Source organism: Thalassospira sp. (assembly GCF_040218635.1).
Taxonomy (GTDB): Bacteria; Pseudomonadota; Alphaproteobacteria; order Rhodospirillales; family Thalassospiraceae; genus Thalassospira.
Window position 1 is genome coordinate 113,037 of the sequence record NZ_JAVJRB010000010.1, and the last position, 15,801, is coordinate 128,837.

Consider the following 15,801-nt stretch of genomic DNA (forward strand, 5'->3'; position numbering starts at 1 on the left):
TCCATCAACGTCCACCATCATTTGGAACAGGGTCGGCCAATGTCGGTAACACATCACCATTGGCTGGCTCGCGTTCATCCATCACCTTGGCAAAGGCATCGTGCATTTCAATGATATCAATTGGCTTGGCCAAAATATGCGCGACACCCAGCTTGTTAAACGATGCCATGACATTGTCGGACGCGTATCCGGTCATGACGATCACCGGGATCCCAATGCCCGCACCGCGTAGATGTTCCACCAGTTTCAGCCCGGTCATGTGGGGCATGGTCTGATCGGTCAGCAAGACATCAAAATTGTCTTCTTCACTGTTTAAGGCCGCCAAGGCGTCCTTGCCCTCGGAGAATGTTGTAACGGTGTAACCAATTCGTTCCAACATTCGCGCACATAGCTTGAGGTTCTTTTCTTCGTCATCGACCACCGCCACGCGGCCGCCCCGACTGACCATCAACCCGTTCGATATTGCGTCACATTCCTCAACCGCGCGGTCATGTTCCGGCAACAGAACGGAAAAGCGCGTGCCCTGTCCTGAACGACTGTAAACCGTGATTTCCCCTTTATGCCCGGCAATGATCCCATGCACTGTCGACAGACCAAGACCTGTACCCTTGCCCGGTTCCTTGGTCGTAAAGAACGGATCGAAGATCCTTTTAGCCGTTTCATCATCCATGCCGCAGCCATTATCAATCACGCAAATGCGGATATACCGTCCCGGTGATAACAAGGGATGCATCGCAATGCCGTCTTCGGTGACCTCAAACGGACTGGCTTCAATACGGATTTCGCCCTGTTGGCCAACGGCGTGATAGGCATTGGTAATCAAATTCATCAGGCACTGATCAAGTTGCGTCGCATTGCCCAAAACCGACGTGACGTCAGGGGCAATTTCGGAGACAAGCGATACGCTTGACGGCAAGGACCCCCGCGCAAACCGAACGGTTCCCTTGATCATCGCAGCAACTTCAATCGGCGATCTTTCTGTCTCGGAGTTTCGGCTAAATGACAGGATTTGGCGCACGAGATTCCGGGCACGGTCCGCACCCTGGCGAATTTCCATTACATCGTCGCGCAGTGGAGAATCCTCGGGGAGATCGGAATAAAGCAGTTCGGCATAACCACTGATTGGCTGGAGGATATTGTTAAAGTCATGGGCAATACCCCCTGCCAGAACACCAATGGTTTCCATGCGCTGGGAATGGCGAAGCTGATCTTCAAGCTTTTCGCGATTGCGTTCGCCCTGAAGCCTTTGCAATTCCGCAGATGCGCGCGCGGCAAAGACCCCAACAATCGATTGTGCCAATTCCGGGTCGGCTATCGGTTTTTCTGACACGGTAACCAACACGCCAATTGGCATACCATCGCTGTCATACAGGGCAGCACCAACGTAACCACGAATGTCGAAATCGGTTACTCTTTGAACCCCGTGCATCGCGTCCTGAAAATTGTCCGGGCAGACATAGATACCGTTGGCGATGACTTTTTCAACTGCAGAATTCTTAAGTTCGAAATCAAGGCCTTCTCGTGTCCCTTCCGGACTGAAATAGGCCACCGATTTTACCCGGTCTTTTTGCAATTCCGCGATATGGCAGTAATCCATATCAAGTGCTTCACACATCACCTTGGTCAGGTTCTTGAAAAAGTCAGCTCCAAGTTGATACCGCACACCGCGATAAATAGATTCCAGTGTTTCCTGAAATCGTTCACGTTCGGTAACATCAAGTGCGAAGCTCGCAATACAATCGAGTTCGCCGTCCGCATCAAAGATCGGGCTTTCATACCATTCACAAATCAACCGACGCCCTGTCCGCGTAACGTTTTCGAACCGGTTATTTACGCTGGTTCTGTTTTCCAAAATGTTGGTCAACAAGATACCAAGGCGGCTGCGGTCCTTGGGCGGGACTATCATTTCCAGTTTCTTGCCCACCAACTCATCGGCACTGTAGCCAAACATCTCGCACGCGGTGTCATTGACTTCGATGATGGTGCGATCCGGTGTCCAATAGAAAACGCCAATCTTGCTATTGTTGAAATGCGCGCGCAGACGGTTCTGATTGGCTTCAAGATCACTTTTGGCCTGTTCAAGTTCACGGCGATACCGAATGCGTTCCGTTGCATCACGGCAACTGATCCGAATGCCCATCTGCGTGCCGTCACTGTCTGAAATGGGTTGCCAGGACATAGCAATTCCGACACGTTGACCATTCTTGTGCAGACCAGTGAATTCCCGGTCATCGCCAGAAAGACCGGACTGTCCTTCTTCCAGGTAATGACGAACCCGATCCCGGTCCTGATCCGCGACAAATGGCAGCGGATAATCATCAACATTCATGCACTCATCAACCGTGAAACCCAGAACACGTTCCACCGCCGGGTTGACCCACAAAAGCTTACCTTCCGGTGAAAGCCAGCTTTCCCAGTCATAAGTGTAGTTCGCAACTGCTTCGAAACGGCGTCGGGAATAGTTCAACTTGTCGCCAGCCTCCATCACGGATTTGATACCGGCCGCTGCCGCCAATAATCCGCCCGCCATATGGGCGAAAACAATTTCATCAGCACGCCAAATCCGTGTGCGGCCAACGGTTTCAAAACACAAAACCCCCATACGCCCGGCAACAGACATCAGCGAAACATCAAGCATCGCGCGTATATTCAACGGTCGCAGATATTTCTCGGTAAATTCCGATGTGCGCGGGTCTTCTATCGCGTTTGCCGCATCAATAGCCTGCCCGGTTTCAAGGGCAGCGAAATAGCGAGGCAGATCGACCCTTCGCAAAATCAAACCATCATGGCTTGCGTTTGGGTAATTCGCGTCATAAAGGCCGATACAAACAACATCGCCATCTTCATTTTGCAGCCAAAGACTGGCCCGTTCGCAATTCATCAGTTCTGCAAAACGTTGCAAACTTGGGCGAAAAGAAGCGTCTTCAATCCGCTTAAGCGACGAAAAATAGCTGGCGACGTCGGTAGCACTGGTTCGAATTTGTTCCAGGAACTTTTTGCCCGACAGCAATTCATTTTCCGAGCGTAACTGATCGACACTGACCTGCAAAAGAGCCTGACGCATCCAGATAACGCCAACCACAATTGCCGAACTCATCCATGCGTATCCGAACAGGACCGAAATCCACACTGGATAGGTGTGTTCAACCATTCCCGCGTCATCGAGTAAAAATTGATCAAATCCATGGATCCGAGATGCCGCAATCGCCATAATCGTAACGAAACAGAACAATGCATAGCGCAGCGTGACCTGAAGCGGATTGAAAACCGCAACCGTGGCCGTCGAAACGATCATAAGTGCCATGCCGCTTGCCGGCGAAAAAATCACGATATAGAGCAACGCAAGGACCGTCATGAATACGGTTATCCAAAACGATTTGGTGCGCATTTCTAATCCGCGGCGCAACACCAGACAGCCAACAACACCCAAAAAGACCGCAAGTTGCAGAAGTTCGACCGGCCAGAACATCTGGCTTGTGCCGCGCATAAGAGACCCCACCAATGCGGGGAAGCCGCCGATGGTCATCACCAGCAACATGAAATCAGCAATCCGGTTTTGCGTTCGATGCAAGACGATTTCAACATTTGCGCGCATGATCAGATCATCTCCCGTGTCACACCAATTGATCCGGCATGCTGTCAAAAATGTTTTCAAACCGATGATGGTGCTCAGCAAAAAGTCCCAACAAGGTCGGATCGAACATGTCCGGTGCTGTACGACCATCCCCCTTGGTAATGATCGAGACTGCAGCATCATGTCCAAAGGGTGGCTTGTAGCGGCGTGAACTGCGCAAAGCATCATAGACGTCAGCGATTGAGACGATCCGCGCGATGATTGGAATGTCTTCGCCAACCAATCCCGTGCAATAGCCATTACCCGTCCATTTTTCGTGATGGTGGCGGGCAATCACCGCTGCTTGCTGCAGAACCGGATTGTGGGACGAATTCAGCATAGAGTAACCGATCTCGGTATGGCGCTGCATGACTTCAAACTCATAATCGGTCAGCGATCCCTCCTTGAGAAGCACGTCATCGGGCACACCAACTTTGCCAATATCATGAAGAATACCCGCTAAGCGAATGGTGCGCTGGGTATTGGCATCAAGCCCTGCCATATCGGCCAGCAATTGCGAATACAGTCCAACGCGCACACAATGTTCAGCCGTCTCAATATCGCGATATTGCGAGATTAGGCTGAGCCGATCGATCAGTTCCTCTTCCGCACCACCAAGCTTGCGATTGATTTCATCAAGCGTCTGGCTTTTGCTGAAGTTCTCTATCTCAAGTTTGCGCACCCGTTCATGTTCACGGTCATGCTCAAGCAAGCGTTCTTGTGCCTTGAAAACAGCAGCCTCAAGATCGGCACGTTCGACCGGCTTGTCGAGAAATTCCCGCACGCCAAGGCGCAATGCATCTATGGCATCGGATTTGTCACCGTCACCGGTCAGTAAAATGAATTCGAAGTCCCGTTTGAACTCGCCGATTGCGCGCCGAACAAATTCCAGCCCCCCGCATTTGGGCATCCGCAAGTCCGATACGATCAGGCGTATCGAGGCGTCCGTACGCAGCTTTTCAAGCCCATCAAGGCCGTCTTCTGCCACCACCACGGAAAAATCTGCACGCTCAAGAATGCGCGCAAGGAGTTTACGAATAACAGGTTCGTCATCAACGACAAGAATGCGGCGGTCGATCTCGGCCAAGGAATTCTCCCTTCATGACTTAATATGTCATTCTTTTCCCTCTCGAAAATTACTATACATAAGTATTAGACATGACAACAGCTATCAACATCTGGAAGTTGTGAAACCAAGAAGTCGACCTACATATCAACATCAGACCTTTTGAATTACTTGAACTATTTCGCCGGATAGTAATCACTTGCAAAAGGCAGGGCACCAGTGAAAAACGTGTTAAAACCGATTTTCCTGAAAAGATTTGCGTGCGAATCCGGTTCGTCGAAATCACCACCCGAAAGAATAGGATCACACCCACCGGGCTTATTTATCATCTGGAGTACCTAACCGAAAAAGGGCCGCACCTATGTGCGACCCTTTTTGAATTCGATTTAGATTGTTAAGCGGAGTAATTATCCAACCAAAAGCGTCGTCCAGTTTTCAACCTTGAACCGCTTGATCAGTGACAAACCAACTTCGCGGTAAGCGGATAGAACAAACTGTTCCTGATGAGACAGAAGACCCGACAAAACCACCACACCATTTTCAGAAAGTGTGCTGCTGAGTTCATGGGCCATCGACCGCAGCGGACGGGCAAGAATATTGGCACAGATGATGTCGTAATACCCGGCATCCCGAATGCGGGTATCGTGAAAACCGTTTGAATGGATGGCCGTGACCAGATCCGAAATCTTGTTGATTCTGGCATTTTCGCGGGCAACACGCACCGATGCGGCATCGATATCGGCCATCATCACCGTGCTGCGCCAAGCCTTGGCACAGGCCATTCCAAGAATGCCCGAACCACAGCCCATATCAAGCGCGTTTGAACGCGGGCCTTTTTTGGCAATCCAGTCAATCGCGGCCAAGCACCCCTTGGTCGTCTGATGTTCGCCCGAACCAAATGCCAGACCGGCATCAACCTGCAATCCAATTTTGGCAACCGGGATGCCTTCGCCCCAATGCGATCCATGGACGTAAAAACGTCCAACTGAAATCGGCTTAAAGCTGCGCAGATTTTCGCTGACCCAGTCTTTTGGCTCGTACGTTCCGAATGTCACGGTCGGTGCTTCTATCCCCACCGCCGATGCCATAATCGAAACTGCGGTTTCAACGGCTGCCTTGTCAAACAGCTCGCCTGCGAAACCTTCAATCCGCCAAGGTCCTGCCGGATCGCCGTCGCGCTCGAAATGCGACAGGGCATCGCAATATTCATAAAGTGCTTCGGCAAAAGCTGCGGCATAGGCGCCATCAACTTCGAACTGGAAGTTATAGCAAAGGACGGGTTCGGTCATATCGCTTCTCGCTTGTCTGGGCTGCTTGCGATTGCTGCCCGGTTAGATCGCTATTGCGTAAATATTGCATCGGGGCTTACCCCGGCAGAATAAAGCTGTCGACCACTTTCTTTGTCCCGACACCTTCGAAATGGATTTCCAGCTTGTTGCCTTCAACACCGCGCACAGTCCCCGGACCGAATTTACGATGCCGCACTTTATCACCGACCTTGTATTTCGATGATTTTGGATTGGTCGAATAGCTGGTTTCACCATCTGGCTTAACATCAATGATGTCTTTGCGCACCCGATCCTGCCAGCCGCTGGAGGCAAATTTACGCTCCCCCGCGCCCGATACCGGATTTCGGTTCGCATTGCCATCATCCGCCCAGCTTGGCATTTTCATCCAGTCATCCGAACCCCACGCGCCGGGTGAATGATTGCCACCATGTCCGCCAAGGCCCGTATCACTGATCCGCTCGATATGTTCATCAGGCAGTTCATCAACAAAGCGCGACGGCAAGGCGGATTGCCACTGATTGTAAATCCGGCGGTTCGCCGCATAACTGATGGTCGCGCGTTTGCGGGCACGGGTGATCCCGACATAGGCAAGACGGCGTTCTTCCTCAAGCCCCTTGACCCCGCTTTCATCCATCGCGCGTTGATGGGGGAAAACACCTTCTTCCCAGCCCGGCAAGAAGACATAGTCAAATTCCAGCCCCTTTGCCGCATGCAGGGTCATGATGGTTACTTTTTCATCCGCATCGTTCTGAACATTTTCCATCACCAGCGAAACATGCTCAAGGAATGTGGTCAGGTTTTCAAACTCGCCAATTGCGGACACAAGCGCACTTAGATTTTCCAACCGACCGGGCGCATCAATTTCCTTTGATGCGCGCCACATATCGGTATAGCCGCTTTCATCAAGAACGGTTTCGACCACCTCGACATGCGACTTTTCGCCAAGCATTTCGCGCCAGCGTTTAAAATCACCCAGAAGCCCGCCGATGCTTTGGCGCATTTTCGGTTTGAGTTCTTCGGTATCCATCAAATCCTTGGCCGCAACAGGAAGCGAAACCGCCTGATCGCGGGAATATTGATGCAGGGTCTGAAGGGTGGCTTTGCCAACCCCGCGTTTGGGCACATTGACGATGCGCTCAAACGCCAAACTATCATCAGGTTGGGCGACAAGGCGGATATAGGCCAGTGCGTCACGGACTTCCTGACGTTCGTAAAAACGTGGGCCGCCAATAACACGGTAAGGAATACCAAGTGTGATCAAGCGTTCTTCAAATTCGCGGGTCTGGAAACCGGCGCGGACCAGAATGGCCATCTGGGAAGAACCGATACCCTTGGTTTGAAGGGCTTCGATATCTTCGCCAACCAATCGGGCCTCCGCCGGGCCATCCCAGACACCTTTAACCAGTACCTTTTCACCGGTATCGATTTCCGTCCAAAGCTGTTTGCCCAGACGACCATCATTGAAGGTAATCAGCTTGGATGCAGCAGCCAGAATATGCGGTGTGGACCGATAATTCTGCTCCAACTTTACGACCTTGGCACCGGGGAAATCGGACTCAAACCGAAGGATGTTGCCGACCTCGGCCCCACGCCAGCTATAGATCGCCTGATCATCATCGCCGACACAGCAAATGTTACGGTGCGCCATCGCCATTGCACGCAACCAAAGATATTGCGCGACGTTGGTATCCTGATATTCGTCCACCAGAATATAGCGGAAGGTGTTCTGATACTGTTTCAGGATCTCAGGATGCTTTTGGAACAGGGTCAGGCAATGCAGCAACAGATCCCCAAAATCTGCCGCATTCAGAACCTTGAGCCGTTCCTGATAAATCTTGTAAAGGTGCTTGGCCCCGCCATTGGCGAATTCAACGCTTTCATTGACCCGATCGGGCGTAAGCCCCTTGTCTTTCCAGCGTTGAATGATCCCCATCAACTGCTTGGCTGGCCATTTCTTTGGATCGATCTGTTCAGCATCCATGATTTGCTTAAGCAAACGGACCTGATCATCGCTATCAAGAATGGTGAAGTTTGACTGCAGCCCGATCAAATCGGCATGACGGCGTAGCAAACGGGCTGAGAGTGAGTGGAATGTGCCCAACCACCATCCTTCAACTGGCCGCCCAAGGGCGTGTGCGACACGTTCCTGCATTTCCTTTGCTGCACGGTTGGTAAAGGTCACGGCAAGGATTTGCTGCGGGTGCAGACGTTCTGTTTGCGCCTTGGTTTCAAGCAAATGGGCCAGACGCGTGGTCAAAACGCGGGTTTTCCCGGTTCCGGCCCCTGCCAGAACCAGCAACGGCCCATCCAGCGTATCCACAGCGTCGCGCTGCTCGGCATTCAGGTTGTCGAGATATGCCGGGGCCGGTGCATCCGTAAGGCGCATTTCCGGGCTGGCAGCGAATTCATCAATTTCGAAGGGATCATCCATCATGAGGGCATATATATCACGCTGTGTTTCAAGGGCCAGCCTTGCATCAAATCTTGCCGGGTAATTTTTACATTCTGCAACAAAACAGGAACATCAACCATGCCTTTTACAAGAAATATAACTTCATGCACCAGTTTCCGCCTGCCCACCCGCCGGTGAGTCCTGAGAGCATCGCAATTATTAACGAAAGAAAATCAAGGGGGTGATGCACTTGGAGGCTTATCGGCCAATCATCCCGCCAAACATGAACTGATCAAGTTCTGCAATCACGCGCGATGTTGTTGCCCCGTCCCACAGTGGAATTGCCGATCCGTGCTTACTGTTCTGATGCTCGGCAAAACTCAAAACAGTTTCACTTAGCTGGTCTATATCAACCAGACTATTTGTACCGTGCGTTATCGTGATTGGGCGCTCTGTCGCCTTACGAAGGGTCAGGCACCGGGTCCCGAGGTAAGATGTTTCTTCCTGAACCCCACCGGAATCGGTGATGACAAACGCCGCATCTCGCATCAGTGCTCCAAACGCGGCATAGCCAAGTGGCGGCAACAAACGAACATCGCCAAATTGTAGGATTTCAAAACACCCTGCCGCTTCCATCCGTTTTCTGGTTCGTGGGTGAATTGGGAAACACACCGGGCATTTGGCAGAAACATCAACAACTGCTTCGCAAATCTTGCGCAACTTTTCGGGCACATCAACATTGTCCGGGCGATGCAAAGTGATCAGGCAATAGCCATCTTTGATCAATCCATATTGGTCCGTAATACGGTCCCGTTTGATCCGGTCTGCCATCATGACCAGTGTGTCGATCATGATGTTACCGACCCGTTTGATGCGATCTGGCAAAATGCCTTCGTTCAACAGATTGGCATCGGCATCCGGTGACGGCGTCAATAACAGATCCGCCATATGGTCAATCGCAATCCGGTTGGCTTCTTCGGGGATGGTGCGGTCAAAACACCGTAATCCGGCCTCAAGATGGATAAGCGGAATACTCATCTGATTGGCGATATTGGCGGCAGCCAAGGATGAATTAACATCGCCAACCACGCATACGGCATCTGGCCGGTTAGCGTTACAAAGCCCTTGATACGCGGCCATCATCGCAGCTATCGGGTCTTGGTCCGATATGTCTTCCCATGACAAAACATGATCAGGATCCGGCAAATCCAGTTCACGCCAAATCGCGGACGACATTACGTCATCACGATGCTGGGCCGTATGGACAAAGGATGCCTTGATTTTGGGATGCCCGCGCAGGCCATGCCAAAGCGGTGCGATCTTTATGAAATTGGGTCGGGCACCGGCAATGAGATGAAGTTTCATTGTTTTGCACCCAGACCAGAAAATCAAAACAGCTTGGGTGGGGCATCGCCGCGTTCTTCGCTATGCAACTCAAGAAGCGCGTTATTATAGGCCATCATCGCGTCCTTTTCATGCACGAAGCCGATCATCTGGCGTTCTTCTTCACTGTTCAGCACAGGTAGATGTTCTTCGCCGGTTTGTTCCATCAGGCGAATGGCCTGCTCGATACTATCGGTGCGATACAGAACGGGTGGTTTCGATCGCGCGACTTCACCTGCTGTGACTTCTTCACCCAAGGTCGGGTCAAATGCAGCATGGCGCAAATCGGTCAGGGTAATTGTGCCATGAAGTTTGCCATTTTCATCTATCACGAACAGTTCCGAATACGGCGCATTGATCAGTTTTTCACGGACTGTGGGAAGGCCTTCGGTCAGCGGGACGGTTTCATATTCGCGCTTCATGATGTCAGCGACCTTCATCATGCGCAGCAAATTCATCTCCCTTCCCCAACGGGTTGAAAGGCCACGGCATTTCAACTGCCATTGGAAAAACGACCCGCCATTGAACTGATCCATCACAACAGATGCCAAAACCGATGCCACCATCACCCCAGCCGTCAACGCATAGTCACCGGTCAGTTCAAATATAATCAGGGTGGTTGAGATCGGCGCACCTAAAACGGCTGCGGCCACCGCCCCCATGCCAACCAGCGTATAGGCCGCATAACCTGAAGACAGATCAGGAAACACATTGGTTGCCAATATCCCAAACGCACCACCCAACATAGCGCCAAGGAACAAGGCCGGGCTGAACATCCCGCCAGCAAAGCCAAGCCCCATACAAATCGAAACAACAAATGCCTTGGCAAACAACAGGCCGATCAGGAAGGTCAGGCTATAGGCTTCGTAAAGCGCGTCATTCATCGCCCCATAGCCAACGCCAACGATCTGGGGAAAGCCAAGGCCGATCACGCCAACAATTAATCCGGCAATCGCCGGGCGTATCCACAACGGGGCCTTAACCCTGTCGGCACTTTTTTGAACAATCGGAATCGCGCGCACGACCAGCATCGCGGTCACACCGGCAAGAATCCCCAAAAGCGCAAAGGCCGGGAATTCCCAGAATGACTGAATTTCATGCCCCGGAATCAAAAAGGCGACTTCGTCACCGTAGTAAAGCCGTGTGATCACTGTCCCGGTGACCGATGCCAGCACAATCGGGGCAAATGCGGTCAGGGCATAATGACCAAGGGCAACTTCATGGGCGAATAAGGCACCCGCCAACGGCGCATTAAAAGAGGCGGCAACAGCAGATGCCACACCACAACCCAAAAGCGTTCTCGCTGCGGAGCGACGAAGATGGAGTATACGCGCAAGCCAGGCGCCAAAGGATGCGCCCATATGCACAACCGGTCCTTCGCGACCAAGCGACGCACCACTGCCCAGTGACACCATACTGGCCAAGGCACTTTTGATCCCGCAACGTGTGGACATCCGTGCATCGTGAAACGATGCCGCATCAATCACATCGGCAACACCATGGGGGCGTTTTTCCGGCAGGAATTTATAGATGAAAACACCAACAATCAGTCCGCCGACCGTCGGCCCCAGAACAAGATGCCAAGCCGGCAATGCCGCCAGATAATGATGAAGGGCTTCATCGACGGTGCCATAGGTCAGGCCCTGCACCAGAAGCAACCCGTCGCGAAACAGGATTGTCCCACCCCCGGCCAACGCACCGACAACCAAGGCCAAAATCGACAGAACCAGTTGCTCGCTTTTCACCATGCGGCGCATGCGGTTCAGGACAATATTCGATTTGAGAAGCTTCTCGGCCATATTTGAAATACCGGGGTTTAATCAATGAATGTGCGTAGAACACAGGATCGCGGTTTCCTGCGAATAAAGGGTAAAGAATGGAAAGACCATGGACAATTTATCAATCCTGCCCCTCGCGAACTGTTATTTCTGATACTCGGGTCTGAATGACTGGCCGATTACCGACTTTGAAAAACGATCATTGCCATTCAAAGGTGAAATACAGCATTCTGCGCCTGTCGCATCTGATGACGACGCCACCCAAACCGTTTTGCTACGGAACCCAAAAAATGAATGACCCCCGACCAACGGGTACCAAAGCGGTGCGACCGCTTCCCGGATTTGTTGAATTTGTCTGTCTGATGGCCATCACCATCGGACTTGTCGCCCTGTCTATTGACAACCTTCTGCCGGCCTTTGGCCCGATTGCCGATGATTTCGGCATCAAAGACGGCAACCGTATGCAGTTGCTGATTTATGTCTTCATGATTGCTTTTGGCCTGATGCAGATCGTTTATGGCCCGCTTGCTGACAGCTATGGCCGTCGCCCGACCCTTATTGCCGGACTGGGCCTGTATGCGATTGGCACGATCATGGCGATCTTTGCCGATAGTTATGACCAGCTCCTTATTGCCCGTTTTGTGCAGGGACTTGGTGCAGCCGCCCCGCGCGTCCTGACCATGGCGATCACGCGTGATTGTTTTGAAGGTCGCGAAATGGCGCGCGTCATGTCGTTCGTCATGATGGTCTTCATTATCCTTCCGGTATTCGCCCCGGCATCGGGAAGTTTGATCCTGGCCCTTGCCAACTGGCACATGATTTTTGTCAGCACGCTGGTTCTCGCGATTGCGATTGCCTGCTGGTACATGCTGCGCATGCCTGAAACCCTGCATCCGGAACACCGGCATAAACTGTCACTTCGCCGGATCGGGCGGGACATCAAGACCACGGTGACCAATCGCCAGACTCTTGGCTATTCAACAGCCATGGGGGTGATGTTTGCCTGCTTGATGGCCTATATCGGATCGGCCCAGCAAATCTTTGAAACCGAGGTTTACGGTCTTGGCGTCTGGTTCCCGCTTGCCTTTGGTATGATTGCGGCCTGCATGAGTTTCTCATCCTTTGTCAATGCACGGCTGGTGCGGAAACTCGGGATGCGCAAAATCTCCCACGTTGCGCTGTTTTTTATGACACTCAGCAGTCTGGTCAACGTTTTGATTGCGCTTGTCTTTGACGGTCACCCACCGCTTCCGGTATTTGGCATTGGCCTGACAGCGACACTTTTCTGTTTTTCTTTGACCATGCCGAATTTCAATTCGCTTGCCATGGAACCGGTCGGTGCGATTGCCGGCACTGCATCATCAGTGACCGGTGTTTACAGCACACTGATCGGCGTGGTTGCCGGTGGCATCATTGGTCAGTTGTTCGATGGAACAGTCGTGCCGCTTTTGGGCGGGTATTTCGCCCTTGGTTTGATCGGCATTCTGATTGTCGGCATTACCGAGCGCGGTCGTTTCATGGAAGCAACCAGATAAGCCGACCGGCAAAGGTTTTCCAAACGACCCAAAACGTAAAAAACCCCGCAGAGTGCAGTCTGCGGGGTTTTTCATTGCGACCGGTCAGATCATTTGAACTGACGCGGATCGTAATTAAGGTTTGGCGCCAACCACCGTTCGGCTTCTGTCATGGTCATGCCTTTACGTTCGGCATAGCTTTCGACCTGATCGCGTTCGATCTTGCCAAGGCCGAAATATTTGGCCTCAGGATGGGCGAAATAGAACCCGCTGACCGACGATGCCGGGGTCATGGCACAGCTTTCGGTTAACTCAACACCAACAGTGTTGTCTGCATCAAGCAACTGCCACAGCGTACGCTTTTCGGTATGTTCCGGGCAGGCCGGATATCCCGGTGCCGGACGAATACCGCGATAGTTTTCGGCAATCAGTTCTGCGTTCGGCAGACTTTCATCATGGGCATAGCCCCAAAGTTCTTTACGAACTTTTTCGTGCATGCGCTCAGCAAAAGCTTCGGCAAAACGATCACCCAATGCCTTAACCAGAATGGCATTGTAATCATCGTGTTCAGCTTCAAGCTTCGATGCGATGATTTCAACCTGCGGACCAGCTGTTACAACAAAGCCACCGATATAGTCGGTTTTGCCACTGTCTTTCGGGGCAATGTAATCGGCCAAAGCACGGTTCGGGCGTTTGTTATTTTCGCGGAACATCTGTTGGCGCAAGGTGCGCAACATGACCGGTTCGTTCTGATCCGGGGCCGGGGTGACTTCAATGTCATCCCCGACTGAATTGGCGGGCCAAAGGCCAACAACCGCACGCGGCTTGAACCATTTTTCATCAACAATGCGTTTAAGCATCGCCTGCGCATCGTCATAAAGTCCCCGCGCCGTTTCACCGACCTTTTCATCTTTGAGGATATCGGGGAAACGACCGTGCAATTCCCAGGTTTCAAAGAACGGTTTCCAGTCAAAACGTTCCACCAGTTCGGCCAGATCGAAATCTTCGAACACGGTAATGCCCGGTTTGGCCGGTGCCGGAATGTCATATTCGTCCCAATCAAGTTGAACCTTGTTGGCACGGGCGTCCGCAATGGCAAACCGTTTCTTCTGGAGCTGCTGGGCGGCGTGTTTTTCCGCCATGGCGACATATTCAGCATGGATTTCCGCCGCAAAGGTTTCGCGATGGGTTTCAGAAACCAGCTTGCTGGCAACACCGACCGCACGCGACGCATCAATGACGTAAACAACCGACTTGTTATAGTTCGGGGCAATCTTGACTGCCGTGTGAACCTTGGACGTCGTCGCGCCACCAATCAGAAGCGGGATATTAAGACCTTCGCGTTCCATTTCGGCAGCAACATAGGTCATTTCTTCAAGCGACGGTGTAATCAGGCCCGAAAGACCAATCATATCAACGTTTTCGGCCTTGGCCGTTTCGATGATTTTCTGGGTCGGGACCATCACGCCAAGGTCAATAACCTCGAAATTGTTACATTGCAGAACCACCCCGACGATGTTTTTGCCAATGTCATGCACATCGCCCTTAACCGTGGCGAGAAGGATTTTACCGTTGGTTTCACGCACACCGTCTTTTTCTTCTTCGATGAACGGGATCAGATAAGCGACCGCCTTTTTCATCACACGGGCAGATTTGACAACCTGCGGCAGGAACATCTTGCCAGCACCAAACAGATCACCGACGATATTCATGCCATCCATCAACGGCCCTTCAATCACATGAAGCGGGCGTTCGGCCTGTTGACGGGCTTCTTCGGCATCTTCTTCGGCGAACTCGGCAATACCATTGATCAGCGCATGCGCCAGACGTTCATTGACCGGCTTTTTGCGCCATTCAAGATCGGCTTTTTTTTCCGGTCCGCCGGTACCTCTGTATTTCTCAGCGACTTCAAGCAAACGGTCGGTCGCATCCGAACGGCGGTTCAGGATGACGTCTTCAACACGTTCACGCAGTTCTTCCGGGATTTGTTCATAGACGACCAACTGACCGGCATTAACAATGCCCATATCCATACCAGCCTGGGTGGCATAATACAGAAACACCGAATGCATGGCTTCGCGGACCGGGTTATTCCCCCGGAACGAGAAGGATACGTTCGAAACACCGCCGGAAATCTTGGCGTATGGCAGTCTTTCCTTGATCAGCTTACAGGCTTCGATGAAGTCGACAGCATAGTTGTCATGTTCTTCAATGCCCGTCGCGACCGCAAAGATGTTCGGATCAAAGATGATGTCTTCAGGCGGGAAGCCGACCTTGTCGACCAGAACCCGATAACTGCGTTCGCAAATCTCGATCTTGCGATCCACGGTATCGGCCTGACCTTTTTCATCAAACGCCATCACAACCACAGCCGCACCGTAACGGCGCAGTATTTTGGCCTGTGCGATGAAGGGTTCTTCGCCTTCTTTCAGGCTGATCGAGTTAACGATACCTTTGCCCTGCAGGCATTTAAGACCCGCTTCGATGACGTTCCATTTCGAACTGTCGACCATGATCGGAACGCGCGCGATATCAGGTTCGGCTGCGATCAGATTGATAAATTTAACCATCGCCGTTTCGGCATCCAGCATCGCATCATCCATATTGATGTCGATGATCTGGGCACCGTTTTCGACCTGCTGACGGGCAACTTCCAGTGCCGCATCATAATCTTCGTCAACAATCAGCTTCTTGAACTTGATCGAGCCTGCAACGTTTGTGCGCTCGCCAATATTGATGAATCTTGAAATGTCGCTCATGGGTCTG

8 protein-coding genes are annotated in these 15,801 nt (G+C 52.0%); 1 reads left to right on the forward strand and 7 read right to left on the reverse strand.

What is annotated here, in order from left to right; all coding sequences use genetic code 11:
• Window positions 1-4: 4 nt before the first annotated feature.
• The 6 genes from RIC05_RS11040 to RIC05_RS11065 all read right to left on the reverse strand — a co-directional run bounded on the left by RIC05_RS11040 (window position 5) and on the right by RIC05_RS11065 (window position 11,542).
• The gene (locus RIC05_RS11040; protein WP_350047273.1) at window positions 5-3,595 is read right to left on the reverse strand and encodes a PAS domain S-box protein; all 3,591 of its coding nucleotides are present in this window, start codon (window positions 3,593-3,595) and stop codon (window positions 5-7) included.
• 19 nt (window positions 3,596-3,614) lie between these two features.
• A complete protein-coding gene (locus tag RIC05_RS11045; RefSeq protein WP_350047272.1) occupies window positions 3,615-4,700 on the reverse strand; it encodes an HD domain-containing phosphohydrolase in 1,086 nt (361 codons plus the stop codon).
• A gap of 386 nt (window positions 4,701-5,086) precedes the next feature.
• Complete coding sequence (locus RIC05_RS11050) at window positions 5,087-5,968, reverse strand: 50S ribosomal protein L11 methyltransferase (RefSeq protein ID WP_350047271.1); 882 nt, start codon at window positions 5,966-5,968, stop codon at window positions 5,087-5,089.
• A gap of 76 nt (window positions 5,969-6,044) precedes the next feature.
• The gene (locus tag RIC05_RS11055) at window positions 6,045-8,399 is read right to left on the reverse strand and encodes an ATP-dependent helicase (RefSeq protein WP_350047355.1); all 2,355 of its coding nucleotides are present in this window, start codon (window positions 8,397-8,399) and stop codon (window positions 6,045-6,047) included.
• A 219-nt stretch (window positions 8,400-8,618) separates the two neighbouring features.
• The gene (gene wecB / locus RIC05_RS11060) at window positions 8,619-9,725 is read right to left on the reverse strand and encodes a non-hydrolyzing UDP-N-acetylglucosamine 2-epimerase (RefSeq protein WP_350047270.1); all 1,107 of its coding nucleotides are present in this window, start codon (window positions 9,723-9,725) and stop codon (window positions 8,619-8,621) included.
• A 23-nt stretch (window positions 9,726-9,748) separates the two neighbouring features.
• Window positions 9,749-11,542, reverse strand: a complete 1,794-nt coding sequence (locus tag RIC05_RS11065) for a chloride channel protein (protein ID WP_350047269.1) — start codon at window positions 11,540-11,542, stop codon at window positions 9,749-9,751.
• Between the two features lie 269 nt (window positions 11,543-11,811).
• Here RIC05_RS11065 and RIC05_RS11070 point away from each other — a divergent pair, with 269 nt between their 5' ends.
• Window positions 11,812-13,056 (forward strand): multidrug effflux MFS transporter, encoded by a 1,245-nt coding sequence (locus RIC05_RS11070; protein WP_350047268.1) that lies wholly within the window; start codon window positions 11,812-11,814, stop codon window positions 13,054-13,056.
• 89 nt (window positions 13,057-13,145) lie between these two features.
• On the opposite strand, the gene metH is transcribed toward RIC05_RS11070, so the two are convergent.
• The gene (gene metH, locus RIC05_RS11075) at window positions 13,146-15,794 is read right to left on the reverse strand and encodes a methionine synthase (RefSeq protein ID WP_350047267.1); all 2,649 of its coding nucleotides are present in this window, start codon (window positions 15,792-15,794) and stop codon (window positions 13,146-13,148) included.
• Window positions 15,795-15,801 lie beyond the last annotated feature (7 nt).

What these genes read in the sequence shown, in the direction of transcription:
- metH (WP_350047267.1), bottom strand. Translation starts at nt 15,794, where the DNA reads ATGAGCGACATTTCAAGATTCATCAATATTGGCGAGCGCACAAACGTT.
- wecB (WP_350047270.1), bottom strand. Translation starts at nt 9,725, where the DNA reads ATGAAACTTCATCTCATTGCCGGTGCCCGACCCAATTTCATAAAGATC.
- RIC05_RS11055 (WP_350047355.1), bottom strand. Translation starts at nt 8,399, where the DNA reads ATGGATGATCCCTTCGAAATTGATGAATTCGCTGCCAGCCCGGAAATG.
- RIC05_RS11070 (WP_350047268.1), top strand. Translation starts at nt 11,812, where the DNA reads ATGAATGACCCCCGACCAACGGGTACCAAAGCGGTGCGACCGCTTCCC.
- RIC05_RS11040 (WP_350047273.1), bottom strand. Translation starts at nt 3,595, where the DNA reads ATGCGCGCAAATGTTGAAATCGTCTTGCATCGAACGCAAAACCGGATT.
- RIC05_RS11065 (WP_350047269.1), bottom strand. Translation starts at nt 11,542, where the DNA reads ATGGCCGAGAAGCTTCTCAAATCGAATATTGTCCTGAACCGCATGCGC.
- RIC05_RS11050 (WP_350047271.1), bottom strand. Translation starts at nt 5,968, where the DNA reads ATGACCGAACCCGTCCTTTGCTATAACTTCCAGTTCGAAGTTGATGGC.